The sequence below is a fragment of the Streptomyces brevispora genome, from assembly GCF_007829885.1.
In the GTDB taxonomy this organism is placed as follows: Bacteria; Actinomycetota; Actinomycetes; order Streptomycetales; family Streptomycetaceae; genus Streptomyces; species Streptomyces brevispora.
The window spans coordinates 330,847-354,509 of the sequence record NZ_VIWW01000002.1 but is presented as its reverse complement, the minus strand read 5'-3'; the positions used below and the strand labels follow the sequence as shown (position 1 = coordinate 354,509).

Sequence of the window (23,663 nt, the reverse complement as noted above, 5' to 3'; positions counted from 1 at the left end):
CGTATCCCCGTTGCGGCGCACGCCGTCACACTCGATGGACCCAAGGAGATCATGTGCTCGACGCCGACTTCTTCCACCGCTGGATGACCAGGACCGCCGCCTCCGTGGACCGCGAGGCGGCGCATCTGACCGAGCTCGACTCGGCGATCGGGGACGCCGATCACGGCAGCAATCTGCAGCGCGGATTCACCGCGGTGTCCGCCGCCCTGGACAAGGAGCCGCCGCAGACGCCGGGAGCCGTACTGATGCTGGCCGGGAGGCAGTTGATCTCGACCGTCGGCGGTGCGTCCGGTCCGCTGTACGGGACGCTGCTGCGGCGTACGGGCAAGGAGCTGGGTGATGCCCCCACCGTGACCGTCGAGGAGCTGGCGCGGGCGCTCGGGGCGGGCGTGGCGGCGGTGGCTCAGCTGGGCGGGGCTCAGGCCGGGGACAAGACGATGCTCGATGCCCTGTTGCCGGCGGCCGAGGCGCTCGGGACGTCGTTCGAGGCGGCCCGGGACGCGGCGCGGGCGGGCGCGCTGGCGACCGTGCCCATGCAGGCGCGCAAGGGCCGGGCCAGCTATCTGGGCGAGCGGAGCATCGGCCATCAGGATCCGGGGGCCACGTCCGCCGCGTTGCTGATCGCCGCGCTCGCCGCGACCGACGGTGCGACCGGGGGTGACGCATGAGTGCGGACAAGCAGGTCGGGATCGTGCTGGTCTCGCACAGCGGACCGGTGGCCGAGGCGGTTGCCGCACTGGCCAGGGGGCTCGCGGCCGGTGGCGCGACAGCGCCGGTGGCCGCCGCCGGCGGTACGCCCGCGGGCGGGCTCGGGACGAGTGCGGAGCTCATCGCGGAGGCGGCCAGGTCGGTGGACGGCGGCGTGGGGGTCGCCGTGCTGGTCGACCTGGGCAGTGCGGTGCTCACCGTGAAGGCGATGCTGGCCGAGGGCGACGAACTCCCTGATGGGGCAAAGCTGGTGGACGCCCCGTTCGTGGAGGGTGCGGTGGCCGCCGTGGTCACCGCGTCGGCGGGCGGCGATCTCGCGGCCGTGGCGGCCGCCGCATCGGAGGCGTACGACTACCGCAAGGTGTAGATCGGGCTGCCGTGTCGGCGTCCGCGGCTGCTCCCCCGTGCACTCACACTTGACGGTATGTCACCCAACGAGCGGCGCAGCGCCGGGCTCCTCCTGTTCCGCACCACCGGGGATTGCGGTCTCGAGGTCCTCATCGGACATATGGGCGGGCCGTTCTGGGCGGGCCGGGAAAGCGCCGCGTGGTCGATCCCGAAGGGTGAGTACGGTCCCGAGGAGGAAGCGGCGGCCGCCGCCCGGCGGGAGTTCGAGGAGGAGTTCGGCCACCCGGCCCCGGACGGTGCGTGGGTGGCGCTGGGCGAGTCCCGTCAGTCCGGCGGCAAGATCGTGACGGTGTGGGCGGTGGAGGCCGACCTCGATCCGGCGGCGGCCGTTTTGGGCACGTTCACGATGGAGTGGCCGCGAGGGTCCGGCGTGCAGCGGGAGTTCCCGGAGATCGACCGGTTCGCCTGGTGCACGCCGGAGGTTGCCGCCGAGCGCCTCGTCAAGGGTCAGCGGGTCTTCGTGGACCGGCTGCGCGACCTTGTGACGGGCCGGTGTGGGCCGTCCGCGCACGACGGGTCCTGAGGCCCGGGGCGGGCCGTGCCGTCGTACGGCCGGCGGGTCGGGGCCCGGCGACCGGTCCGCCGCCGCGGAGTTCGGGCCGGTCGCCGGTGAAGCGGCTGCGGAAGCCGCGGTCGTGCGAGACGACCACGACGGCACAGCGTCAGGGCGGGGCACCCTCACGGCGAGGAGGGGCCGGGGCGCGGAAGCCGGGCGGGTGGCTACGGGTTCTCGCCCTGGGCGGCCTCGATGCTGCTGTGCAGGTCGTGCGTCGCGTCGAGGGCGGCCGCTCCCGAGACGACCAGGCAGGCGATCAGGGCCGCGGCGGCGACGAGGCCGATGCGCGGGCGCTCGGCGGTCCTGCCCAGCAGGGCGGCGACCCGGCGCGGGACGGGCCCGGCCGCTGCCGCGAGCGCCGGCGCGGGGCGGGGCGAGGAGGCCCCTCCGGCCGTCCGGGCTGCCAGCGCGGCGCGCCCGATCGCGCGGGCGGCGACGCGACGGTCCCCGACAGCATGCGCGGCGGCCTCGTCCGCGCAGCGCTCCAGTGCGTACCCCATGGGCTCGCGAAGGGCGCGCAGCGCCGGGTGGCAGCGTGCGGACAGCTCGGCGGCGGCGAGGTACAGGTGGTGGCGGCCGGTGAGATGGGCGCGTTCGTGTGCCAGGAGCGCGTCCCGCTCGACGGGTTCCAGGGCGTGCAGCATGCCGGTGGTGACGACGATCCGGCCGGGGCTGCCGGGCCTTCCGGGCAGGGCGTAGGCGTCGGGGCGGGTGTCGCGCAGCACGGCGAGTTCGCTCCCGTCGCCCTGTTCGGGGCGGGTGGCCCGGTGCAACTGGGCCCAGTGCCTGCGTGCCGCGCCGGTCACGGCCGCGGCGCAGCCGAGGAGCAGCGCGAGTGCGGCGACCGAGAGCGGCACGGCGACGGCCGGTGCGGCGGCGGTGAGGGGGTGCACGAACTCGCCGGCGGCCGCGACGGCGGACAGCCGGCCTGCGCCGGGCACCACCAGCAGTGCCAGTGCGAGCACCGTGCAGAGGGCCAGGCCGACGACCGTCCCGGCGAGCACCCGCACGGCCTGTACGGGCGACAGCGCGTCCGCGAGCCGGCGGGCCGCGGGAACCACGAGGAACGGCACCAGCAGCGGAATCCAGACGGCGTAGATCATCGGGCGTCCCCGTCGAGCAGATCGCGGAGCAGCCGCTCGTCCTCGTCGCTGAGCTGTGACACGAACCGCGCCAGTACCGTGCTGCGGTCCTCGTCCTTGCGCAGCTCGGTGTGCATCCGGCGGGCGGTCAGTCCGGCCGCGTCCTCGGTGGGGGTGTACGCGAATCCGCGTCCCGACCTGGTACGGGCGACCGTGCCCTTCTCGTGGAGGCGCGACAGGATGGTGGTGACCGTCGTACGGGCGAGTTCCGCCCCGATCGCGCCCTGCACCTGACCGGCGGTGAGGGGGGTGCCGGCCGCCCAGAGGGCTGCCAGGATCGTGGACTCCAGCTCACCGGCGGGGCGCCGCTCCACCGGGACGTGACCCGCCGCAGCGGCCTGCGGGGCGGGCTCCTGCCCGGCCGGGAACGCCTGCGGGGCGCCGGATTCGCCGTACGGTCGGGGGGCGGATGCTCCGCCGGATATCCCGTTCACCTGCGACATGGGAACTCTCCTCCCCCTTCGGGCGTCTACAGTGGTGTCGACCGTCTACATCACTGTAGTCAGTCCGGGCGTTCCACAGGGCCGCCCGCTCACCATTATGGGAGACCCTCCACCGTGTCCGTACTCTCACTGGCGACCATGCCACAAGCGGTGAACCTGTTGGACGCCGGTTCGCTGCTCGCAACGTTCGGCGCGCTCGGCATCGCCGTCGTGCTCTTCGCCGAAACGGGGCTGCTCGTCGGCTTCTTCCTCCCCGGTGATTCGCTGCTGTTCACGGCGGGCCTTCTCAGCGTGTCCGGCACCCATGGTCCGGTCCAGCTGTCGCTGCCACAGGTGCTGGTCGCCGCTGTGGCCGGAGCTCTGCTCGGTGCGCAGACGGGTTACTGGCTCGGCCGCCGGGGCGGCCGGGCGCTGCTCGCCCGCAGCCGCTCCAAGCGACTGCACGAGGGGGCGGACCGCGCGGCGGAGATGCTCGCCAGATACGGCTACGCCCGCGCGATCGTGCTGGCCCGCTTCGTCCCCGTCGTGCGCACGGTGCTCAACCCGCTGGCCGGGGCGCTCGACGTGCCGGCCAGGGTGTTCACGCTGTGGCAGGCCGTCGGCGGTGTGGTCTGGACGGCCGGGCTGGTCCTCGCCGGATACGCACTGGGGTCCTCGGTGCCGAACGTCGACCGCTATCTGCTGCCGATCGTCGCTGTCGTGGTCGTGGTCTCCCTCATTCCGCTCGCCGCCGAACTGCTCCGTTCCCGCAACCGGGGCACTGCTGAAGGAGACAACAACTGATGCCGCTCGCCTCCGCGGCCACCTCGATCGACGGTGGGCTGTACACCTGGGTCACCGAGTTGGCCCAGCGCTCCCCCGCCGTCCTGGACTCCGCCGTCCGGGTGTGGTCGGCCTACGGGCTCGCCCTGTTCGCGGTACTCATGCTCGCGTCCTGGTGGCGCTCCCGTTCCGCGGATCCCGCGCGTACGGCCATGGCGCTCTGCGCCCCGCTCGTCGTGGTCGCCACGTATCTCGTCAACGACCTGGTGAAGTCCGCCGTTCACGAACAACGGCCCTGCCGGACACTGCATGTCGTGACGGTGGAGGCGTGCCCGGCGCTCGGCGACTGGTCCTTCCCCAGCAATCACGCCGCCATCGCGGCGGCCGCGGCCATGGCGATCTGGCTGACCGACCGGCGGCTCGGAGCGATCGCGGTGCCGGCTGCGCTGCTGATGGCGGCGTCCCGGGTATGGATCGGGGCACACTACCCGCACGATGTGCTCGTCGGACTGCTGGTCGGGGCGCTCGTCGCATGGCCGCTGACCGTTGCGGCGGGCCGCTGCGCCCCGGCGGTGATCCGGCTGCGTGACAGCCGGCTGCGTCCACTGGTGGCGGTGCGGTGAGCGAGGAGGCCCATCGCACCGCGGCCGCTGCGGCACCCCGGTGCGATGGGCGCGGCGGAAGCCTACCGACGCCGCGTCCCGGCCTGGAGCAAGCGTGCGAGCGACGGAAACCTAGCCGCCGTGGCCGGGCAGGCGGATGACGGCGAGGCCGCCGTCGAGGTCCACGGTGGAGCGGTGGGGCGGGGCGCCGTCCTCCTCGTCGTCGCGCAGCAGCAGGGCGCTCTGTCGCTCCTTGAGCTCGCTCTGCTTGCCGGGTGAGAAGGTCGCGTGCAACTGCTCGAAACCGGTCGCCGACACCTGGCCCTGGCGAGCACTGTTGCGCCACGGCAGCAGACCGGCCCGGCCCGCGCGGAGCATCAGCTGATCGAGGAGGGCGACGACGGTCAGACCGATCACCAGTCCGGGCAGCGTCATCATCGCAGCGAATTCCATGCGGGGAGTATCCATCCCTGCGCTGCGATGCGCATCGGCCGCGGGTATGACGATGCAGGTATGACGATGCTGGCCGTCGCACAGTGCGACGGCCAGCGGAGTCGTGAGGAAAAGCTCGGACGGTCAGCCGTTGGGGAGGACAACGGCCCGGCCGTAGATCTTGCCGTCGCACGGTCGTTCGTACGGCGGCGGCGCCTCGGCCGGCGACACCGTCTCGGCGTGCGCCTCGACCGATGGTGTCCCGATGCGCCAAACGCTCCCCGGGGACATGGGAAGGGGCACGAGGCCTGACGGTTCCCGATTCGGCTCCGGTCGCGGTTCCCGGGCTCGCGGCGCCGGGCCGGGCCTACCGCCCGCTGAACGCCTCCGCGGCGCGCCGCGCGTCGGCGCCGACCGTCAAGGGGTGGCTGCGGCTGCCGGACGACGAACGGCGCAACGTGAGCGCCGCGATGTCGTCGCGCCGCACACCGCCGGAGAAGTCCTCCAGGTCCGTGTGGAGGGTGTCCAGGAGCTCGCGGGCGCCCAGCCGCGTCCAGCTGCTCAGGCGTGCGTCCAGCGGATAGAAGGCTCCAGAGGCGTCACGCGCCTCGGTCACCCCGTCGGTGAACATCAGGAGCGTCGCGCCGGACGGGAAGTCCAGCCATTCCGGGACCCTCGCCTCGTTGCTGAGCTCCGCCATGCCGAGCGGCACCGACGTACGGAGCAGCGGAACGGGGGCTGCCACACCGTCGTGCAGCAGTCGGGGCGGCAGATGGCCGCAGTTGACGGCCTGCACCCGGCCGTCACCATCGAGGCCGAGCACCAACGCGGTGACGAAGCGCTCGATCTCGCCGGTCTGGGCGGAGAAGGCGTTGTGCCGGGCGACCGCGTCCTCGACCGCGTCCACCACACCGGTCAGGGCGGGCTCACGGATGGCGGCCTCCCGGAAGGCTCCGAGCGCGGCGAAGCCGGCCCCGATGGCGGCGAGGCCCTTGCCCTGTACATCGCCGATGATGACGCGGGTGCCGTACGGGGACTGCACGACCTCGTAGATGTCGCCGCCGACCAGGCGGTCCTCCTCGATCGGCGCGTAGATACCCTCCACGAGGACCTGGTCGGTCAGTACGGGCAGCGGGCGCAGGATCTGCCGCTGGAGGGCGACTGCCGCGGACCGCAGCCTGGCTATCTCGGAGGCGTGCCGGATCCTCAGCGAACAGGCGCCGACGCCCAGGGCACAGGCGAGTACGGTGAAGCAGACGCCGCTCGCGATGTCCCAGAAGGCGCCTCCGGACACCAGCCGGGAGACGACGACGATGGGCATGATCCAGGCCGCTGCGGCGACGGTCTGCCGGACCGTGCAGAAGACCGAGACGAGTGCGGGCACCACGACCAGCAGCGGGATGAGCCGCAGGTCCTCACCGGTGAGGACATCGAGGCTCACCACGATCAGGGACAGCAGGGCCAGCGCGCCGATCAGAGTGGGGGTACCGATCCGGGCCGCTATGGCAGCCCGCTCCCCCGCGTCGGGCACCGGCGACTCCGCGCCGCGCGCCGTCGACAGACGCTCTACCCCGATGGTCACGGCCAGCTCCTCCCGCAGTCGCCGGGCCCTTCCCGGCGCACTGTTCCAGTCCACCCGGACCGGGACGTCGGCGCAGGGGGCTTTTGGCCTCATGAGTCACGCCGAAGGTCACCGATCATCGTGGCGCGGCGCTCTCCGGGCCGGAAGTCCCGGACGGACGTCCCACACAGGACGTCCCTCATGTGACGTCCCTCATGTCACGTCGTCCCGTATGTCAGGTCGTCCCGCGTGTGGAGTCCCGCGTGTGGAGTCCCGCATCTGGAGTCCCGCAGGTGTCGCCCGACTCATCTCCGGTCCCGGTGTGCCGGGGATCAGCTCCGCGCTGCTGCTCCGGCTGTCTCCGCCGTCGTCCGTGGCCGTTTGCCGTCCGGTACGAGCGCCGACAGGAACGATGTCCGTCGGCGGAGCGCGAATCCGAGGGATTCGTAGAGCCCCACGGCGTGGGTATTGGCGGCCGCCGCATGCAGGAACGGCGTTTCGCCGCGTTCCCTGATCTCGTGGGAGACGGCGAGCAGCAGCCGGGTGGCGAGCCCTTGCCCCCGTACGGACTCGTCGGTGCAGACGCCGCTGATCTCGCTCCAGCCGGGCGGGTGCAGTCGCTCCCCGGCCATCGCCACCAGCGCCCCCTCGCGCCGGATACCGAGGTAGGTGCCGAGCTCGACCGTCCGGGGCAGGAACGGTCCCGGACGGGTGCGTGCCACCAGGTCGAGCATCTCGGGCACGTCGGCGGGTCCGAGCCGTACGGCCTCCGGGTCCGGGGCCGCCGCGACGCCCGTGTCGACGAGCTGCACGCCCTCGGCGTGGAACGTTGTCTCCCAGTCGTCCGGGGGCGGCTCACGGAAAGCGGTGATGGTGACCGCTCCCCCGGGTCCGGCGAGCGCCGCCGCATCGGCCCAGTCCGCGGCCTCCGGCCGGTCCGGAACCGCTACCCAGGGGGTGACGTCGGCCGGGTACCGCAGGATTCGGCCACGCCGCTCGGCGAAATGGGCGTGCGGACCGGTCAGTGAGGCGCCGACCGGGTCGTCCAGCGGGTGCGCGCCACCGGCACGGGGCTGCGGCGCGCTCATGCGGTCACCTCGGTGACGGTCTGCCCGCGGGCATCCTTCAGGGTGCCGCCGCCGACCAGGCCGAAAACCGCGACGTCCGCGGCAGCCTCGCTGCTGAGGACGGTGGGGAAGGGCTGCGGTTCGCTGCCGGGCCGGGTGTACCCGGTGCGCCGCTTCCGGTCGACCGGTTTGGCCCCCGCCGCCCGTACGGCGACGAGCGGTTCCCCGGCCCCCGGCACCGGCGCGTCCTGCTTTACGAAGGCCTCCGCCTCCGGACCGCCGTTGCGGGTGAACACGTACGCCTTCGGCATGAGCTCCCTCTCTCCTGCTTCCCATCGCCCCGGCCGCCCGCACCGGGCTCCGATCCCTGCACCAGCGGAAAGGCCCCTCCGCGTGCGGGTATTCCCGGAAAGGTGCGGCCACGCCTCGGTCACCGTTGTCGTGTCCGATCCTGACGCGCCGATCACGAACCGCACGGACCGCCGGTCACACACACGCCTGAATCCGTTGGCCGGATGCCGTGAACCGGGACACCATCGATTTCAACTCAACTACCGCTGGATATGCGCCGGTCGGCGCCCATTGCACCCGGGGCTGTGGCACTCTGGTGATGACCGCCCCACCGGGCTCCCCCGTACCGGTGGGGCGGTTCTGTTGCCGAGACCAGGGCCCCTGCACGGATACGGTGAGGGATAACGTCGATTCTCGGCCATTGACGCGTTGTGACCTGATCAACTCTCACTTACCCGCATGAGCGCTCTCTCCGCGGGCATACGCCTACACCTCATGGCCTACGACCAGGGGAGCGTGACGAGATGACGGCGCACACTGCGCAGACCGCCGGTGCGGAGCGAGCGGAGAGTGCACGCTCGACGGCGACGGGAAGGCCCGTCGCGACCGCCGCAGCAGACGCGGCGGTCATGGTGGACACCACGGACATGACGGGTGTGGCCCGCAGTACCACCGCCGCGGACGCCGCAGGGGCGACGGAAGAACTTCCGTGGATCGAGGACGCCGGCAAGATCGCGCCCAAGGACGCACGGGCGCTGTCGAAGCTGTTCTTCGACCGGCTTCAGGTACTGGAGGAGGGCACCGCCGCCCACCAGTACGCGCGCAACACGCTCATCGAGATGAACCTTTCGCTGGTCCGGTTCGCTGCGGGCCGGTTCCGCAACCGCGGCAGCGGCGACATGGAGGACATCATCCAGGTCGGCACGATCGGACTGATCAAGGCGATCGACCGGTTCGACCTGTCCCGCGAGGTCGAGTTCACCTCCTTCGCGGTTCCGTACATCGTCGGAGAGATCAAGCGGTTCTTCCGCGACACCACCTGGGCGGTCCATGTGCCGCGTCGGCTCCAGGAGCTGCGGGTCGACATCGCCAAGGCGAAGGAGTCCCTGGCCACGGATCTCGACCGCGACCCCACGGTCCAGGAGCTGGCCGTCCACCTCGGAATCACCGAGAACGAGGTGACCGAGGGGATCGTCGCGTCCAACGGGTACACCGCAGGGTCCCTGGAAATGCCAACCGACGCGGCGGACACGGACCGGCACGGCACATCGGGACGCACCTTCGCCGACGCGCTCGGCGAGGCGGACCCCGCCATGGAGACCGTGGAGAATCTGCAGACGCTGGCGCCGCTGCTCGGCGATCTGGACGCGCGCGAGCACCGCATCATCGAGATGCGTTTCGGCCAGGAGCTGACGCAGTCGCAGATCGGCACCGAGCTCGGCATCTCACAGATGCACGTCTCGCGACTGATCAGCCGGATCCTCGGAAAGCTCCGGAACGGGATGCTCGTCGACGAATGAGCTGACTGATGCGTCAGTCAGCGCCTCAACATGCTTCCATCTGCACGATTATCCGCACCTGATGTTGAGATCTTCTCAACGCATGGGTACCGTGACCGACCATGCAGCACGATGAGGTGGCCGAGCGGGTCCGGCAGGTGATCCGGGATGCCGGAGTGAGCCAGCGCGAGTTCGCGCGGCGGATGGTCATCGATCCGTCGAAGCTCTCGCGCTCGCTCGGCGGCACCCGCCGCTTCACCACGGCCGAGCTGGCCCGGGTCGCCGACATCGCGGACGTCGACGCCGGCTGGCTGCTCGGGGCCCACGCGGGGCACGGCGCGGCGCCCTCGCAGCAGGCCGAAGCCCCGCCGTCCGTCGCACGGCGACCGCGGCGCGCCCGCAACGCCGGAGCGGCCGGGCAGCCCGCGGCGGACAGCGGCAGACCGCTCCAGATCGTCCGGCAGACCGTCCGGCTGATCGCGGAGCACGGGTTCCATTCCGTGCGGGTCGCGGACATCGCCGAGGCCTGCGGGACCAGTACCGCCGCCATCCACTACCACTTCCCCGGGCGGGACGAGCTGCTGGAGGCGGCGGCCCGCTGGTGCATGGACGAGGACACCGCCAGGCGCGCGGCCAGGACCGCCGATACGGACCACGCCGGTGACGAACTCCGGCTGCTGATCGAGCTCCAGACCCCGTACACCGCACAACAGCGGCGCCAGTGGAGCGTCTGGCTCGATCTCTGGGCCGAGGCGGCGCGCTCCACCGCGGTCGGTGAACTCCATGTGGAGTACTACCGGCAGTGGCGGGCCACGGTCGCCGAGGTGGTACGGCGCGGCATCGCCCAGCAGGTCTTCCGGCCGGTCGATCCGGAGGCGGCCGCACTGAGTCTCACCGCCCTCATCGACGGGCTGGCCTCCCAGGTGCTCGCCACGACGCCGGGGGAACCGGGCACCAGTGCCGGGGACATGCACGGTGCACTGCTCCGCTATGTGGACGCGACCCTGACCGCCGGCTGACCCCTTCCTGCCGCCCTGCCCCTCCCCCACATCCCCCTCGCACGCTTCCGCCGTTTCCCACCCATTCGATTCAGGAGCCGCTTCCGCATGCCCGTGAACCAGGACGTCATCATCACGTGTGCCCTCACCGGGGCCGGTGACACGGTCCGCAAGAGCCCCCACGTGCCCGTCACCCCCGAGCAGATCGCCCGCTCCGCCGTCGAGGCGGCCGGGGCCGGGGCCGCTGTCGTGCACATCCATGTCCGTGAGCCGGAGACCGGCGCCCCGTCCCGCGACCCCCGCCTCTACCGGGAGGTCGTCGAGCGGATCAAGGAGACCGGGACCGATGTCGTCATCAATCTGACCGCCGGAATGGGCGGCGACCTGGTGGTCGACCCCGACGCCCCGCTGCGGCAGCTGCCGGGTACCGACCTGGTCGGTGGGCTCGAACGCCTCCCGCACGTCGAGGAGCTGCTGCCGGACATCTGCACGCTCGACTGCGGCTCCCTGAACTTCGGCGACGGCAGCAATCTGTACGTCTCCACCCCCGACATGCTCCGGGCCGGCGCCCGCCGCATCCAGGAGCTGGGCGTACGGCCCGAGCTGGAGATCTTCGACACCGGACAGCTGTGGTTCGCCAAGCAACTCCTTGCCGAGGGGCTGCTCGACACTCCGACCGTCTTCCAGCTCTGCATGGGCGTCCCCTGGGGCGCGCCCGCCGACCCCGGTGTGCTCCAGTCGATGGTGAACATGCTGCCCGAGGGCGCCCAGTGGGCGAGCTTCGCCCTGGGCCGGATGCAGATGCCGTGGGTGGCGCAGTCGATCCTCCTCGGTGGCCATGTCCGGGTCGGCCTGGAGGACAACCTGTATCTCGGCAAGGGTGTCAAGGCCACCAACGCCCAGTTGGTGGAGCGCGCCGTGCGGATCACCGAGGCGCTGGGTTCCCGGGTCGCCACCCCGGACGAGGCCCGGCAGCGGCTCGGGCTCAAGCCCCGCGGCTGACCGGGCCGCGCCTCACCCGCAGCAACGCTCCCCCCACTCGTTCTGGAGAACCGCACGATGAACCCCGCACAGCCCAGCCCGCCCGCACACCCCGCCCAGGCAGCGAAGTCCGTTCAGCCGGCACCCAGCGCCCCTGCTCCCAGCGCCCCTGCTCCCTGCGCACCCGAGGACGTACGCCGGGTGGCGTGCGTGGGGGCCGGAGTGATCGGCGGCGGCTGGGTCGCACACTTCCTCGCCCGTGGCTACGACGTCACCGCCTGGGACCCGGCCGCCGACGCCGAACAGAAGCTGCGTCGGCTGGTGGCCGCCGCCTGGCCGGCGCTGGAGCAGATCGGCCTCGCCGAAGGGGCTTCGCCGGACCGGCTCACGGTCACCGCGACGCTCGAAGAGGCCGTGTCCGACGCCCAGTTCGTCCAGGAGAGCGCCCCCGAGAAGCTGGAGCTCAAGCGCGATCTGCTGGCCCGCCTCGACGCGGCCGCGCCCGAGGGGGTCGTGATCGCGTCCTCGACGTCCGGCTACCCGATGAGCGAGATGCAGACCCTGGCCGCGGGCGCCGGACGGCTGGTCGTGGGACACCCGTTCAACCCTCCGTATCTGATCCCGCTGGTCGAGGTGGTGGGCGGCGAACGGACCGCGCCGTCCGCGGTCGGCTGGGCGTCCCGCTTCTACGAGGTCGCCGGAAAGTCCGTCATCACGATGGAACGCGAGGTCCCGGGCTTCATCGCGAACCGCCTTCAGGAGGCGCTGTGGCGCGAGGCGCTGCACATGGTCGCCAACGGTGAGGCGACGGTGGCGGAGATCGACGCCTCCATCACCGAGGGTCCCGGGCTGCGCTGGGCGTGCATGGGGCCGATGCTCACGTTCGCGCTCGCGGGCGGCGAAGGCGGTATGGCTCACATGCTGGACCACTTCGGCCCTTCCCTGAAGGCTCCGTGGACACGGCTCGAAGCCCCCGAACTGGACCGGGAGTTGTACGACGCGGTGGTGCGCGGCTGCGAGGAGGCGGCGGCGGGCCGTACCATCGCCGAGCTCGTCGCCGAACGCGACCGCGGCGTCATCGATGTCCTGCGCGCGACCGGCCGGCTCGCCGATCGGCGCACCGAGGGAGCGGCCAAGTGACCGCGCTGCCCCTGCACCGGGAGACGGTGCGCCCGGAGTGGATCGACTACAACGGCCATATGAGCGAGGCGTTCTACGTACTCGTCTTCGGTTTCGCGACGGACCGGATGATGATCGAGACCGGTCTGCACTCCGAGTACCGGGAGCGCACCGGCTGTTCGTTGTACACGGTCGAGTCCCACATCCGCTATCTGCGCGATGTCGCGGAGGGCGACCGGCTCGCCGTCCGTACCCGGGTGCTCGGCGCTGACGCGAAGAAGACCCGTTTCACCCATGAGCTCTACGTGCTCGGGCCGGACGCGCAGGAGGACGCCGAACCGGGCCCGGACGCCGAGCCCGTGGCCACGACCGAACTGCTCGCCCTCCATGTGGATCAGCAGGCAGGCCGCACCGTGCCCTTCCCCGACCAGGTACGCGAGTGCCTGACCGCTCTCACGGAAGCGGCGCCCTCCTGGGCGGGCCGCTCGATCACCGAGGTTCCCGCCGCACGCTGAGTGGCGGCCGGCCCCTGTTGTTACGGCCGGATGAAATCGTGCCCCGCCCCCTGCCCGGGCCACCGGTTCCCCCGGAGGTCCGGGCAGAGGGCTGTTCCTCGGCCATCGATGCAGGTCGGATGTGGTACGGGTGCTGTCCCTCATCCTCTGCTCCGTACGCTTCGAACAACCGCTGCGGACGGCGCGGCCGCGGCACCGGGCGGTTGACGCACAGCCGACCCCGCTGACACGCTCGCCGCATGCCCGCGACCGTGACACTCGTCTCGCGGCGGCACGTCGATCTGGGACGCCTCGCATCCTCGGCGTGTAGCCGCCGCCTCCGCTGCGCCCTGCTCCGCTGAGCAGCTGACCCGCACGGACGCCGCCACAGCGTCGATTCCCCTTTCAGGCACCGCCCCGGCCCCGGCGCGCCCACGGCCTGCCGCGCCACTGCCCACGCACCCGTCCCCGTCGGCACGGACGGCCGCCGCTGAGCCCTGACCGGCCCCCGGCGAGGTCCCGGCACCGGTGCCTGACCACGCCCGCACCGAGAACCACAGAGGAACGCCATGAGCCAGCCCGTCGACTCCGTCACCGCAGGGCACACCCCCGAGGACCAGGACCGTCAGGATCCCGGTGCCGCCTGGTCGTTCGAGACCAAGCAGATCCACTCCGGGGCCGTGCCCGATCCGACGACCGGCGCCCGCGCGGTGCCGATCTACCAGACGACGTCATTCGTCTTCCGCGACACCCAGCACGCCGCGGACCTGTTCTCGCTCGCCGAGCCGGGCAACATCTACACCCGGATCCACAACCCCACCCAGGACGTCCTGGAGCAGCGGATCGCCGCACTGGAAGGCGGAGTCGCCGCGGTGGCCCTCGCATCCGGGCAGGCGGCCGAGACTCTCGCCCTGCTGACGCTGGCCGGCGCCGGGGACCACATCGTCTCGTCCACCTCGCTGTACGGCGGCACGTACAACCTGCTGCGTCATACGCTGCCCCGGTTCGGCATCAAGGTGTCGTTCGTCGACGACCCGGACGACATCGAGGCGTGGTCGGCGGCGATCCGCCCGAACACCAAGGCGCTGTTCGCGGAGACCCTGGGCAATCCGCGCGGTGACGTCCTCGACATCCGGGCGGTCGCCGACGCCGCGCACGCGGCCGGGGTACCGCTGGTCGTCGACAACACCGTGCCCACGCCCTTCCTGCTGCGTCCGATCGAGCACGGCGCGGACGTCGTCATCCACTCGGCGACCAAGTTCCTCGGCGGGCACGGCACCACCATCGGCGGTGTGGTGGTGGACGGCGGTACGTTCGACTTCGGGGCGCACGCCGAGCGGTTCCCGGACTTCAGCGCCCCCGACCCGAGCTACCACGGTCTGCGCTACTGGCCGGACCTCGGCCCCAGCGCCTTCGCGGTCAAGCTCCGGGTGCAGCTGCTGCGCGATCTCGGCCCCGCGCTCTCCCCGCACTCCGCCTTCCTGCTGTTGCAGGGCGTGGAGACGCTGAGCCTCCGGCTCGAGCGGCACACCGCGAACGCCCAGGCGCTGGCCGAATGGCTGGAGGGCCGTGACGAGGTGTCGGCCGTGCACTACGCGGGGCTCGAATCGAGCAAGTGGCACGAGGCGGGGCGCCGTTATCTGCCGCGTGGCGCCGGTGCCGTGCTCGCCTTCGAGCTGCGGGACGGGGGGGGAGGCGGGCAAGCGGTTCGTGGACGCCGTCGAACTGTTCAGCCACCTCGCCAACATCGGTGACGTACGAAGCCTGATCATCCATCCGGCGTCGACCACGCACAGCCAGCTGACCGACGAGCAGCTGGCCGCCACCGGGGCGACCGCCGGTCTGGTCCGGCTCTCCGTCGGGCTGGAGAACGTGGACGACCTCAAGGCCGATCTGGAGACCGGATTCCGGGCCGCGAAGGCGGCGTCCTGAACCGGACGGCCCCCTCACCCGTGCTCCCCCTCCCGCCGGCCACCGGAGGCCGGCGGGAGGGGGATCCGCCGGGCCGTCGCTCCTGGGTGCGCCTGGACCGGCCGCTGCCGCTGGAGTCGGGCGGTGTGCTGCCCGGTGTGGAGCTGGCGTACGAGACCTGGGGACGCCCGGCGGCCGACGGCTCCAACGCGGTCCTGGTGCTGCATGCCCTGACCGGGGACAGCCATGTGGCCGGGCCCGCGGGTCCCGGGCACCCCTCGGCCGGCTGGTGGGACGCGCTGGTCGGTCCCGGCAGGGCGCTGGACACCGAGCGCTGGTTCGTCGTCGCGCCGAATGTGCTCGGCGGCTGTCAGGGCAGTACCGGTCCGTCGTCGAGGCGCCCGGACGGGGCACGCTGGGGCGGCGACTTCCCCTATCTGACGGTCCGTGACCAGGTGGCGGCCGAGGCGGCACTGGCCGATGCGCTGGGCATCGGCCGGTGGGCGGCGGTGATCGGCGGGTCGATGGGCGGCATACGGGCGCTCGAATGGGCCGTCGGCCTGCCGGAGCGCACCGGATCGCTGCTGGTGCTCGCGGCGCCCGCCGCGGCCTCGGCCGAGCAGATCGCCTGGGGGGCTCTGCAGATCTCCGCGATCCGCTCCGATCCCGCGTGGCGGGGCGGCGACTACCACGACGCGGCACCGGGCGAGGGCCCGCACGGGGGCCTCGGCCTGGCCCGCAGGATCGCCCACGTCACCTACCGCAGCGAGCCGGAGCTCGGCTCCCGGTTCGGTGGCGAGGCGCAGCCCGGTGAACACCCCCGGCAGGGCGGGCGGTACCGGGTGGAGTCGTATCTCGACCATCACGCGGCCAAGCTGGTGCGCCGCTTCGACGCGGGCAGTTACGTCGCGCTGACCGAGGCGATGAACGGGCACGACGTGGGGCGTGGGCGGGGTGGCACCGCGCAGGCGCTGGGCCGTGCGCGGATGCCCGCGCTGGTCGCGGGCATCGATTCCGACCGGCTCTACCCGCCCGCCCAGCAGGCGGAGCTGGCCACGCTGCTGCCGGGCGCCGACCGGGTCCGAATCGTCGAGTCGCCCTACGGCCACGACGGGTTCCTGATCGAAACGGACCAAGTCGACTCTCTGGTAAGGGAGTTGCTGCGGGATCGGCCGAATCAAGACCGGCCGGATCGGGACCAGCCGGATCGCGACCAGCCGGATCGGGGCCGCTGATCCCACCGCCGCTCACGCCACCACCGCTGATGCCACCACGCCCGGAAGCCGCCGGGCTCAGCCGCCGTCCTCCTCCGTGGCCCGGCCGGCGTAGTACGTGGCGATCATGTCCTCGCCGCCGTGCCCCGCCGCTTCGGCGCGCTCGAAGCGGGCGGCCGAGGCGGCGGTCAGGTCCAGCCGTACGCCGGACCGCTCGGCGGCTTCGAGGATGAGGCGGGTGTCCTTGAGGGCCGTGGACAGCGCGAAGCTCGGGGTGAGGTCGCCGGACAGGACCGCGGCGGACTTGCCCTGCAGATAGCCGGAGTCGAGCGGGCCGCCCCGCACGGCGTCGAGGAACAGCTGCGGGTTCACGCCGAGCCCCTCGGCGAGGTTGAGGCATTCCGCCACGCCGCCCACCAAGTTGATCACCCAGGTGTTGACCACGAGCTTCAGCCCGGAGGCGGCTCCCGGTTCCTCGGCGACCCAGACCGTGCGCTGTCCGATCGCGTCGAGCACGGGGGCGACCACTCCACGAACGGCGGACGGCCCGGAGACGAAGACGGTCAGTGCGCCCTGCTCCGCGGGCTGCCTGGTTCCGGAGACCGGGGCGTCGAGGTAGACGAGGCCCAGGTCCGCGGCGCGTTGCGCCAGCTCGACCGAGGCGTCCGGTCCCACCGTGGAGCTCTGCAGCAGGATCTGGCCGCGGTGCACCCCGTCGGATGCGGCGGTGAGCGCGGCGGCGACGGAGGTCCCGTCGTTGAGCATGGTGAGGACGACATCGGCGCCGCGTACGGCATCCGCCGCCGTGCTCGTGACCGTGGCGCCGTCCGTGGCGAGCGGCGCCGCCTTGGCCTGCGTGCGGTTCCAGGCGCGGACCTCCAGCCCGGCCCGGAGCAGGCTCCGGGCCATGCCCGATCCCATGATTCCGGTACCGAGGACGGCGACGACCGGCCGCTGCGGGACGGCGTCGGCTGTTGCTGGACCCATGAGGGCGATTCCCTTCGTCGGCCGCCGGCCGGACCGGCTCGCGGCGCTTCGGACTCTCAGGATTGCCGCAGCGCGCCTTCCAGTACCGCAGCGTGTACGGCTCTGGCGAGTCGCGCGCCCCAGCGCGAGCGCGGCCCGGCGAACGGTTCGCCCGGTCCGGCCTCCGGTGCGGGGGCGGCGACGCAGACGGAGTCGGTGGGGGTGCCGGAGCAGTCGAGTCCGGCATCGAGGAGGGCCTGGACCTTGGCCTCGGTGGCGGTGGCGACGGCGTTGACGAGTGCGGCGTCGGAGAGCGGCACGGGGAGGGTGACGACGATGTTGACCGTGCCGGGCCGCGGCGGTGTTCCGGTGTCCTCTCCCGGGGCCGCCGCCCAGCCGCGTACTCCCAGGCCGCAGGTGGCGGTGGCCGTCACGCCGTCTTCCGCGGCGACTGTGTACGCGGTGACGTCGGCGGCCGTCATCAGTCCTGCGCCCGGCCCGGTGAGGTGTTCCGCTGCGGCGATCTCGGCGAGGTGGCGGTCGGGGTCCATCCGTGGATAGCCGCCGGGCACCTGGGCGTTGAGGATCCAGTCGCGCGGGCCGATGCCGCCGCCGAGCACGGCGCTGCTGCACACCCGCCACCCGGACCCCAGCCGCCACACCAGATGGTGCAGGTTCACGCCGTCCTCGTGCCGGGCCAGCAGTTCACCGCGCTGTTCGGGCAGCCGGATGCGTACGGAACTGATGAGGCACCCCTCGGTGACGCGGCAGGACGACGGTCGGCCTGCGACCCGTAGAGCATATGCGGCGGGGCGGGGCGCCCCTGAGCGGTGCCCCGCCCCCGCACCCCGCCCCCGCACCTCGTGCCCCGTGCCCGTGTCAGACCTCGCCGCGGCCCATCGCGATCAGCCGGTCCAGCACGGCGGCGTCGGCCCTGACCCCGTCGTGGGCGTAGGCGTCGGTGACCCAGGTGCGCAGGCCGCGTACGGCGTCCGCGGTGACCAGCGCCTGCTCCCGGTCGACGAACATGTCGTCGTGGTAGACGGCGGCGAGGACGGGGACCTCGTTGGCGGCGAGCCGGTCCAGGTCGTAGAGGGCCGGCCAGTCGGTGCGGGCGGCGAGCGCCTCGGCGGCGCCGCGCAGCGGAACGAGCGCGGGGTCCTCCTCGAACTGCCAGGGGTAGACCATCTCGCCGGTGAACCGGAGAGGGCCCCCGGCGGTGGCGTCGAAGTCCGGGAACTCCTGACGGACGCGGTGCGCGGACCAGTCGGTGGCTGCCGTCGGTGGGCGCGGCGGCGCCCCACGGTTCGCCACCGATCCAGGCGCCCTTGGTGCCGATGCCGAGTTCGACGCAGCCGAAGACACGCTCGTCCTCGACGATGCGACCGGTCGGGGCGAGGACGCCCGGGTTGAAGCCGAGCGACCAGTGCGCGACGCGGAACATGTCCGGGTCGTCGAAGGACTCCATCCAGCGGCGGAAGGTGCCCGCGTCGGCGCCGCCCTCGATCTTGGTGACGACGCCTCGACGGTGCAGCGGACCGGGGTGCGCAGCAGACCGATCTCGTCCGGCGGCCACAGGGCGCCGTCGAAGACGAGCACGCCGTCCTGGGTCTCCTCCAGGGGGTTCCAGGAGATCTGGCCGGAGAGCATGACCGTCTCACCGGGCTTCTCGGCCGGCTTGCCGCGCAGGTTGATCTCCGGGCCTCCTCCGCGACCGTGGCTCGTTTGCGCTCGCGACGGCCGAGCAGCAGACGCACGGCCTGGCCGAGTGCCACGATCCCGGCGCCGACCATGACGCCGTGCGGGATGTACCCGGCTCCCAGGTCGGTGTGGAACGGGTCCGGGCCGTACTGGCGCGGCATCAGTCCGATGCCGAACATCATCAGCGCCCAGACGTTGCCCAGGAAGGCGACCCCGGCGGCGGAGAGCGGCAGGCTGATGAGCGTTCCGGCGAGGCCGACCGCGGTGGCGCCCGCGAGGATCAGGGCCCGGCGTCCTCCCCGGTGGCCGGCCTTGATGGTCTCGGCTGCCGCGGTGCCGGGCGGCCAGGCGGCGTCGGCGGGCAGCAGCCGGGAGCCGAAGGCGCGGTAGAGCACCCAGGCGTCCACGACGAGCCCGATGAACGCGCCGGCCGGCATCGGCCAGACCAGGTCCGTGCGCCCGAAGACGTGCGGCCCCGTACCTGCCCGGCCATTCACTCGATTGGTCTAACCGGGTCACGGAACCCGCAGCGGCATCGCACGGGGCCTGCGCCCACATGTCGCGCATGGGGCACCTGGCCCCACCGGCCGGGAAGTTGCAGCGTCCATCCGGGTGAGGCGCGATGGAATCCGGACGCGCCTCCCCTGATGGACCCACCCACAGGACGCGCCCGGGCTAGGAGGAACCGGTCATGGGAGCCGCTGACGGTTTCACGGATTCCGGAGAGCTCGACGGCCTGACGGTGTACGACACCGCGGGCGAGAAGATCGGCAACGTGGGGCGGGTGTATGTCGACGACAACACCGGCCGACCGGACTGGATCACGGTGAAGACCGGCCTGTTCGGTATGAAGGAGAGTTTCGTGCCTCTCGCCGGAGCCCGTCGCGTGGGCTCCGACCTGCACATCTCCCATCCGAAGGACCGCGTCAAGGAAGCCCCCCGGGTGGACGCGGACGCACATCTCTCCGTCTCCGAGGAGGAGGAGCTCTACCGGCACTACGGCCTGACCAGGAACACCGGCGCCAATCTCGGCGACCGTTCCGGGGCCGCGGGCACAACCGGCACCGGTGCACCGACCACGTCCGGGACCGGCAGCATGGGCGCGGCCGGAGCGGGCGCGGCCGCCGGAGCCGGGGCCATGGGCGCGGCAGGCGCCGCACGCAACACCACCGCAGACCGCAAGCCGGCGACCGGCACCGCCGGTGCGGCCTCCGGCACCGGCATGGGCAGGCACCGGGACACCGAGACCTCCGGTACGGCGCGTCCGCTGGTCGGAGCCGGAGCGGGCGCCGAACGGTCCTCCGCCGACCTGGGCGGCAAGGAGGAACTCATCCGCTCCGAGGAACAACTGCGCATCGGCACCGAGGAGTACGAGAGCGGCAAGGCCCGCCTGCACAAGTACGTCGTGACCGAGAACGTCACCAGGACCGTGCCCGTGACGCACGAAGAGGTTCGCGTGGTGCGCGAGCCGCTGCGGCCCGGCGACAAGACGGCCCGCTCGGGCATCCACGAGCAGGATGTGGAGGTCACTCTGCACGCCGAACGCGCCACGATGCGGAAGGAGACCGTGCCGGTCGAGCGGGTACGGATGGAAACCAAGAAGGTGACCGAGCAGAAGGAAGTCTCCGCGGAACTGCGCAAGGAGCAGATCGACTACGCGGACGGCATCACCAAGGACGGCAAGGACATAGGCGGCGAGTTCGGTCAGGGACGGCGCCGCTGACCCCCGCGCACCGCGCCGGACCAGCCGTACCGGACAGGAGCGAGGGGCGGACCCGCAGTACGGGGGTCCGCCCTCTCGTGTCCCTCCGGGCCCGCCTTGTGCCGGATGTGTTCAGGGCCGCCCGGGACGGAAGCGCACCGAGGGCCGTCCCTCGGGGCCGTCCGGTGTCACGACGGCCCTGACCCGGTAGACATCCGCGATGAGCTCCTGGGTGATCACCTCGGCCGGGGACCCTCCCGCGACCACCCGGCCCCCGTTCATCACCACGATCCGCTCGCAGAACATCGCGGCCAGATTGAGGTCGTGCAGGGCGATGACAGCCGTCAGCGGCAGCGAGGTGACCAGGGACAGCAGTTCCAGCTGGTGCTGGACGTCCAGGTGGTTCGTCGGTTCGTCCAGCAGCAGTTCGCGCGGCTGCTGGGCCAGCGCGCGGGCGATCTGGACGCGCTGGCGCTCCCCGCCGGAGAGGGTGTGCCAGGACTGCTCCCGGCGGCCGGTGAGACCGGTCCGCTCCAGGGCCTCGCGTACCGCGGCCTCGTCCGCGGCCGTCGGCGCCGACCAGGCACGGCGGTGCGGGATGCGGCCGAGACGTACGACGTCCACGACACTCAGCTCGACCTGGGTGAGGGAGTGCTGGTCGACCACCGCGACCCGCTGGGCCACCGTGCGGCGGCCGATAGCGGCCAGCGGGTCGTCGTCGAGGGTGACCGTGCCGGCGTGTGGGGCGAGGACTCCGGCCAGTATCCGCAGCAGGGTCGACTTGCCCGAGCCGTTCGGGCCGATCAGCCCGACGGTGGCACCGGGCGGCGGAGTCAGCGACACCCCGTCCAGAATGAGGCGGCCGCCCGCCTCCCGGCTGACCCGGTCGGCCCGCAGCCCGTCGCGGGCGGGCGGGGTCATGCGGACCGCCGGGTGCGGTAGAGGACGAGGACGAAGGCGGGCACCCCGATCAGGGCGGTGACGACGCCCACCGGAACCTCCTGCGGATCGAGGACGGTTCGCGCGAGGGTGTCGACCCACACCAGGAACACGGCCCCGGCCAGCGCGGTGACAGGCAGCAGTCTGCGATGTCCGGAACCGGTGAGCGCACGGGCCGCGTGCGGCAGCACCAGGCCGACGAAGCCGATGGCGCCGGCCGAGCTGACGAGTGCGGCGGTCAGCAGCGCGGTCGTGCAGAGCAGCACGATCCGGGTGCGCCCGACGTGGACACCGAGGGTTGCGGCGGCGTCCTGGCCGAAGGCGAAGGCGTCGAGCGTACGGGCATGGCCGAGGCAGATCGTCAGCGTCACGGCGAGCACGGCGGAGCAGATCCACACATCGGTCCAGCCGACGCCGCCGAGCGAGCCCAGCAGCCAGAACAGCACCCCGCGGGTCTGCTCGGCGTCGGCGGCGGTCATCACGACGAAGGAGGTGAGTGCGGAGAAGAGCTGCATGGCCGCGACCCCGGACAGGACCACCCGGTCGGTGCTGCCGCCGAGGGTGTGGCTGAGCAGCAGGACCAGCGCGAAGGAGCACAGCGCCCCGATGAACGCGCCGGCCGACAGGGACACCGCTCCCCCGCCGACCCCGAGGACGACGACCACGACCGCGCCGGTCGACGCCCCGGAGGAGACGCCGAGGACGAACGGGTCGGCGAGCGGGTTGCGCAGGAGCGACTGCATGACGGTGCCGCAGACCGCCAGCCCGGCGCCGCAGACGGCGGCGAGCAGGGTCCTGGGCATGCGCAGGTTCCAGATGATGCCGTCCCGGATCGGGCTGAGCGGCGACTCCCCGAGCCCGAGGTGGGAGGCGACCGTGGACCGGACGTCGCCGACGGAGATCCGGGCCGGACCGATGGTGACGGCCACCGCGACGGACAGGACGAGCAGCAGGAGCCCGCCGGCCCACAGGAATCCGCTGCGGACACCCCGGATGCCCGGACGCCCGGGCTCACCGGCCGCGGGGAGCGTGCGCTCGCCCACCTCCGCGGCCTGTCCGGTGTCCGTCACCCCGCGAGCCCGAACGTACGCAGCCCGGCCGCCACGCGCTCCACACCCTCGACCGTACGGATCGACGGGTTCATGGCCTGGCCGCTGAGCAGCACATAGCGCTTGTGCCGTACGGCGTCCATGTTCTTCGTGGCGGGGTTGGACTCCAGGAACGCGATCTTCCGCACCGCGCTCTCGGCGGTCTCCGACTTGCGGGTCAGGTCGCCGATGACCAGTACATCCGGGTTGCGGTCGGCGACGGTCTCCCAGTTGATCTGCGGCCATTCCTCATGGGTGTCGTCGAAGACGTTCTTCGCACCGAGCTCACGGGTGATGACACCGGGCGCTCCGCAACAGCCCGCCAGATAAGGGGACTCGGAGTTGGCGAACCAGTACATCAAGGTGGCGCCGGAGGCGTCGATGCCGCCGGTCGCCTTCCGCACCCGGGCACGCAGGTCCGCCACGAGCTTCTCGCCCCGCTCCGGAACACCGAACACCTTGGCCAGGTCGCGTACTTCGGCGTAGACACTGTCCATGGTCAGCGCTCCGGTGCGGACCCCGTCGCCGTCCTTGCTGTTGTCCTTGGCGGTGCAGTCGGCGGGCGAGACGTAGGTGGGGACGCCCAGTTCCTCGAACTGCTCGCGGGGGGCCACGCCGCCCTTGGCGAGCGTCGACTCGAAGGACGCGCTGACGAAGTCGGGCTCCTGGTCGAGGACCTTCTCGGACGAGGGACGGTTCTCGGAGATCCTCGGGACGCCGGCGTTGGCCTTCTCCAGGCCCTTCATCACCGGGTCGGTCCAGGTGGCCGTGGCCGCCAGCCGGTCGGCGAGGCCGAGCGAGAGCAGAATCTCGGTGGACCCCTGGTCGACCGGGACGGCACGGCGCGGAGCGGCGTCCACGGTGACGGTGCGTCCGCAGTTCTCCAGGGTCACGGGATAGCCGTCGGCCCCCGTGGACCTGGCCGCGGAACTGTCCTTGGCACCGCCGCAGGCGGTCAGCAGAACGATTCCGGCTGTGAGCAGGGCGGCGGAGCGGGCGTGGCCGGCTATGGGCGGCACGAAGTACCTCGGCGTCTCTGGGCCCATGCGCGGGGCCCGCTGTACGGAGTTCCGCGGCCC

The 23,663-nt window shown here is 72.3% G+C and carries 25 protein-coding genes and 3 pseudogenes; 14 read left to right on the top strand and 14 right to left on the bottom strand.

Annotation, left to right across the window (positions count from 1 at the left end):
* Positions 1–53: 53 nt before the first annotated feature.
* The 3 genes from dhaL to FHX80_RS31065 are packed head-to-tail and all read left to right on the top strand — an operon-like array spanning position 54 to position 1,639.
* Positions 54–668 (top strand): dihydroxyacetone kinase subunit DhaL, encoded by a 615-nt coding sequence (dhaL, locus tag FHX80_RS31075; protein WP_145767825.1) that lies wholly within the window; start codon positions 54–56, stop codon positions 666–668.
* Positions 665–1,075, top strand: coding sequence for a PTS sugar transporter subunit IIA domain-containing protein (locus FHX80_RS31070; protein ID WP_145767824.1), 411 nt, complete (start codon positions 665–667; stop codon positions 1,073–1,075). The genes dhaL and FHX80_RS31070 overlap by 4 nt, the downstream gene beginning before the upstream one ends.
* A 57-nt stretch (positions 1,076–1,132) precedes the next feature.
* Entirely contained in the window at positions 1,133–1,639 is a 507-nt protein-coding gene (locus tag FHX80_RS31065) for an NUDIX hydrolase (protein ID WP_145767823.1), read from the top strand.
* Positions 1,640–1,836: 197 nt separating this feature from the next.
* On the opposite strand, the gene FHX80_RS31060 is transcribed toward FHX80_RS31065, so the two are convergent.
* Together FHX80_RS31060 and FHX80_RS31055 are read right to left on the bottom strand one after the other, a co-directional pair.
* Positions 1,837–2,775 carry a M56 family metallopeptidase gene (locus FHX80_RS31060; protein WP_145767822.1) on the bottom strand — a complete coding sequence of 313 codons (939 nt, stop codon included), beginning with the start codon at positions 2,773–2,775 and terminating at the stop codon, positions 1,837–1,839.
* Positions 2,772–3,128 carry a BlaI/MecI/CopY family transcriptional regulator gene (locus FHX80_RS31055; RefSeq protein WP_244318747.1) on the bottom strand — a complete coding sequence of 119 codons (357 nt, stop codon included), beginning with the start codon at positions 3,126–3,128 and terminating at the stop codon, positions 2,772–2,774. Before FHX80_RS31055 ends, FHX80_RS31060 begins: the two co-directional genes overlap by 4 nt.
* A 267-nt stretch (positions 3,129–3,395) precedes the next feature.
* Here FHX80_RS31055 and FHX80_RS31050 point away from each other — a divergent pair, with 267 nt between their 5' ends.
* Both FHX80_RS31050 and FHX80_RS31045 read left to right on the top strand, forming a co-directional pair.
* Positions 3,396–4,040, top strand: coding sequence for a DedA family protein (locus FHX80_RS31050; RefSeq protein ID WP_145768134.1), 645 nt, complete (start codon positions 3,396–3,398; stop codon positions 4,038–4,040).
* On the top strand, positions 4,040–4,642 hold the full coding sequence (locus FHX80_RS31045) for a phosphatase PAP2 family protein (RefSeq protein WP_145767820.1): 603 nt from the start codon (positions 4,040–4,042) through the stop codon (positions 4,640–4,642). The genes FHX80_RS31050 and FHX80_RS31045 overlap by 1 nt, the downstream gene beginning before the upstream one ends.
* A 111-nt stretch (positions 4,643–4,753) precedes the next feature.
* Here FHX80_RS31045 and FHX80_RS31040 read toward each other — a convergent pair whose 3' ends face one another.
* The 5 genes from FHX80_RS31040 to FHX80_RS31025 all read right to left on the bottom strand — a co-directional run bounded on the left by FHX80_RS31040 (position 4,754) and on the right by FHX80_RS31025 (position 7,992).
* Positions 4,754–5,074 (bottom strand): DUF6191 domain-containing protein, encoded by a 321-nt coding sequence (locus FHX80_RS31040; protein WP_145767819.1) that lies wholly within the window; start codon positions 5,072–5,074, stop codon positions 4,754–4,756.
* Positions 5,075–5,197: 123 nt separating this feature from the next.
* Complete coding sequence (locus FHX80_RS34935) at positions 5,198–5,356, bottom strand: hypothetical protein (protein WP_167523779.1); 159 nt, start codon at positions 5,354–5,356, stop codon at positions 5,198–5,200.
* Positions 5,357–5,420: 64 nt separating this feature from the next.
* Positions 5,421–6,635, bottom strand: coding sequence for a PP2C family protein-serine/threonine phosphatase (locus FHX80_RS31035; protein ID WP_244318694.1), 1,215 nt, complete (start codon positions 6,633–6,635; stop codon positions 5,421–5,423).
* Between the two features lie 311 nt (positions 6,636–6,946).
* Positions 6,947–7,702 carry a GNAT family N-acetyltransferase gene (locus tag FHX80_RS31030; protein WP_145767817.1) on the bottom strand — a complete coding sequence of 252 codons (756 nt, stop codon included), beginning with the start codon at positions 7,700–7,702 and terminating at the stop codon, positions 6,947–6,949.
* Entirely contained in the window at positions 7,699–7,992 is a 294-nt protein-coding gene (locus FHX80_RS31025; RefSeq protein ID WP_375881969.1) for an MDR/zinc-dependent alcohol dehydrogenase-like family protein, read from the bottom strand. Before FHX80_RS31025 ends, FHX80_RS31030 begins: the two co-directional genes overlap by 4 nt.
* Positions 7,993–8,619: 627 nt before the next feature.
* On the opposite strand from FHX80_RS31025, the gene FHX80_RS31020 reads away from it, so the two are divergent.
* From FHX80_RS31020 to metX, 8 genes and pseudogenes are all read left to right on the top strand, one after another.
* Positions 8,620–9,492 carry a SigB/SigF/SigG family RNA polymerase sigma factor gene (locus FHX80_RS31020; RefSeq protein WP_145768133.1) on the top strand — a complete coding sequence of 291 codons (873 nt, stop codon included), beginning with the start codon at positions 8,620–8,622 and terminating at the stop codon, positions 9,490–9,492.
* A 101-nt stretch (positions 9,493–9,593) separates the two neighbouring features.
* The gene (locus FHX80_RS31015) at positions 9,594–10,490 is read left to right on the top strand and encodes a TetR/AcrR family transcriptional regulator (protein WP_145767816.1); all 897 of its coding nucleotides are present in this window, start codon (positions 9,594–9,596) and stop codon (positions 10,488–10,490) included.
* A gap of 87 nt (positions 10,491–10,577) precedes the next feature.
* A complete protein-coding gene (locus tag FHX80_RS31010) occupies positions 10,578–11,471 on the top strand; it encodes a beta-keto acid cleavage family enzyme (RefSeq protein ID WP_145767815.1) in 894 nt (297 codons plus the stop codon).
* 57 nt (positions 11,472–11,528) lie between these two features.
* A complete protein-coding gene (locus FHX80_RS31005; protein WP_145767814.1) occupies positions 11,529–12,590 on the top strand; it encodes a 3-hydroxyacyl-CoA dehydrogenase NAD-binding domain-containing protein in 1,062 nt (353 codons plus the stop codon).
* Positions 12,587–13,084, top strand: a complete 498-nt coding sequence (locus FHX80_RS31000) for a thioesterase family protein (protein WP_145767813.1) — start codon at positions 12,587–12,589, stop codon at positions 13,082–13,084. Before FHX80_RS31005 ends, FHX80_RS31000 begins: the two co-directional genes overlap by 4 nt.
* Positions 13,085–13,323: 239 nt before the next feature.
* Positions 13,324–13,425 carry a putative leader peptide gene (locus tag FHX80_RS36900; RefSeq protein WP_359456430.1) on the top strand — a complete coding sequence of 34 codons (102 nt, stop codon included), beginning with the start codon at positions 13,324–13,326 and terminating at the stop codon, positions 13,423–13,425.
* 207 nt (positions 13,426–13,632) lie between these two features.
* Positions 13,633–14,995 (top strand): annotated as a pseudogene (locus FHX80_RS30995) (bifunctional o-acetylhomoserine/o-acetylserine sulfhydrylase).
* Positions 14,996–15,015: 20 nt separating this feature from the next.
* Entirely contained in the window at positions 15,016–16,209 is a 1,194-nt protein-coding gene (gene metX / locus FHX80_RS30990) for a homoserine O-acetyltransferase MetX (protein ID WP_145767812.1), read from the top strand.
* Between the two features lie 57 nt (positions 16,210–16,266).
* Here metX and FHX80_RS30985 read toward each other — a convergent pair whose 3' ends face one another.
* The 4 genes and pseudogenes from FHX80_RS30985 to FHX80_RS36155 all read right to left on the bottom strand — a co-directional run.
* The gene (locus tag FHX80_RS30985; RefSeq protein ID WP_145767811.1) at positions 16,267–17,175 is read right to left on the bottom strand and encodes an NAD(P)-dependent oxidoreductase; all 909 of its coding nucleotides are present in this window, start codon (positions 17,173–17,175) and stop codon (positions 16,267–16,269) included.
* A 56-nt stretch (positions 17,176–17,231) separates the two neighbouring features.
* A complete protein-coding gene (locus FHX80_RS30980; RefSeq protein WP_244318692.1) occupies positions 17,232–17,834 on the bottom strand; it encodes an adenosylcobinamide amidohydrolase in 603 nt (200 codons plus the stop codon).
* Between the two features lie 199 nt (positions 17,835–18,033).
* A pseudogene (locus FHX80_RS30975) lies at positions 18,034–18,429 on the bottom strand (alpha/beta hydrolase); the annotation flags it as partial.
* Between the two features lie 425 nt (positions 18,430–18,854).
* Positions 18,855–19,328: pseudogene (locus tag FHX80_RS36155) on the bottom strand (OPT family oligopeptide transporter); the annotation flags it as partial.
* Positions 19,329–19,546: 218 nt separating this feature from the next.
* Between FHX80_RS36155 and FHX80_RS30960 the strand changes: the two are divergent.
* Positions 19,547–20,578 (top strand): PRC and DUF2382 domain-containing protein, encoded by a 1,032-nt coding sequence (locus FHX80_RS30960; RefSeq protein WP_145767810.1) that lies wholly within the window; start codon positions 19,547–19,549, stop codon positions 20,576–20,578.
* Positions 20,579–20,689: 111 nt separating this feature from the next.
* Here the strand turns inward: FHX80_RS30960 and FHX80_RS30955 are convergent, their stop codons facing one another.
* Genes FHX80_RS30955 through FHX80_RS30945 form a run of 3 tightly spaced genes read right to left on the bottom strand, consistent with a single transcriptional unit; the run spans position 20,690 to position 23,630 of the window.
* On the bottom strand, positions 20,690–21,478 hold the full coding sequence (locus FHX80_RS30955; protein ID WP_145767809.1) for an ABC transporter ATP-binding protein: 789 nt from the start codon (positions 21,476–21,478) through the stop codon (positions 20,690–20,692).
* Positions 21,475–22,566, bottom strand: coding sequence for a FecCD family ABC transporter permease (locus tag FHX80_RS30950; RefSeq protein ID WP_375881981.1), 1,092 nt, complete (start codon positions 22,564–22,566; stop codon positions 21,475–21,477). Before FHX80_RS30950 ends, FHX80_RS30955 begins: the two co-directional genes overlap by 4 nt.
* Entirely contained in the window at positions 22,563–23,630 is a 1,068-nt protein-coding gene (locus FHX80_RS30945; RefSeq protein ID WP_208764837.1) for an ABC transporter substrate-binding protein, read from the bottom strand. The genes FHX80_RS30950 and FHX80_RS30945 overlap by 4 nt, the downstream gene beginning before the upstream one ends.
* Positions 23,631–23,663: the final 33 nt, after the last annotated feature.

Bases quoted from the DNA above. Each gene is read 5' to 3' on its own strand.
- FHX80_RS30945 (WP_208764837.1), bottom strand. From the start codon at position 23,630: ATGGGCCCAGAGACGCCGAGGTACTTCGTGCCGCCCATAGCCGGCCAC.
- FHX80_RS31025 (WP_375881969.1), bottom strand. From the start codon at position 7,992: ATGCCGAAGGCGTACGTGTTCACCCGCAACGGCGGTCCGGAGGCGGAG.
- FHX80_RS31010 (WP_145767815.1), top strand. From the start codon at position 10,578: ATGCCCGTGAACCAGGACGTCATCATCACGTGTGCCCTCACCGGGGCC.
- FHX80_RS31015 (WP_145767816.1), top strand. From the start codon at position 9,594: ATGCAGCACGATGAGGTGGCCGAGCGGGTCCGGCAGGTGATCCGGGAT.
- FHX80_RS31060 (WP_145767822.1), bottom strand. From the start codon at position 2,775: ATGATCTACGCCGTCTGGATTCCGCTGCTGGTGCCGTTCCTCGTGGTT.
- FHX80_RS31030 (WP_145767817.1), bottom strand. From the start codon at position 7,702: ATGAGCGCGCCGCAGCCCCGTGCCGGTGGCGCGCACCCGCTGGACGAC.
- FHX80_RS30955 (WP_145767809.1), bottom strand. From the start codon at position 21,478: ATGACCCCGCCCGCCCGCGACGGGCTGCGGGCCGACCGGGTCAGCCGG.
- FHX80_RS31045 (WP_145767820.1), top strand. From the start codon at position 4,040: ATGCCGCTCGCCTCCGCGGCCACCTCGATCGACGGTGGGCTGTACACC.
- FHX80_RS36900 (WP_359456430.1), top strand. From the start codon at position 13,324: ATGCCCGCGACCGTGACACTCGTCTCGCGGCGGCACGTCGATCTGGGA.
- FHX80_RS31040 (WP_145767819.1), bottom strand. From the start codon at position 5,074: ATGGAATTCGCTGCGATGATGACGCTGCCCGGACTGGTGATCGGTCTG.
- FHX80_RS31005 (WP_145767814.1), top strand. From the start codon at position 11,529: ATGAACCCCGCACAGCCCAGCCCGCCCGCACACCCCGCCCAGGCAGCG.
- FHX80_RS30985 (WP_145767811.1), bottom strand. From the start codon at position 17,175: ATGGGTCCAGCAACAGCCGACGCCGTCCCGCAGCGGCCGGTCGTCGCC.
- FHX80_RS31065 (WP_145767823.1), top strand. From the start codon at position 1,133: ATGTCACCCAACGAGCGGCGCAGCGCCGGGCTCCTCCTGTTCCGCACC.
- FHX80_RS31050 (WP_145768134.1), top strand. From the start codon at position 3,396: ATGCCACAAGCGGTGAACCTGTTGGACGCCGGTTCGCTGCTCGCAACG.
- FHX80_RS31020 (WP_145768133.1), top strand. From the start codon at position 8,620: ATGACGGGTGTGGCCCGCAGTACCACCGCCGCGGACGCCGCAGGGGCG.
- FHX80_RS30960 (WP_145767810.1), top strand. From the start codon at position 19,547: ATGGGAGCCGCTGACGGTTTCACGGATTCCGGAGAGCTCGACGGCCTG.
- FHX80_RS31070 (WP_145767824.1), top strand. From the start codon at position 665: ATGAGTGCGGACAAGCAGGTCGGGATCGTGCTGGTCTCGCACAGCGGA.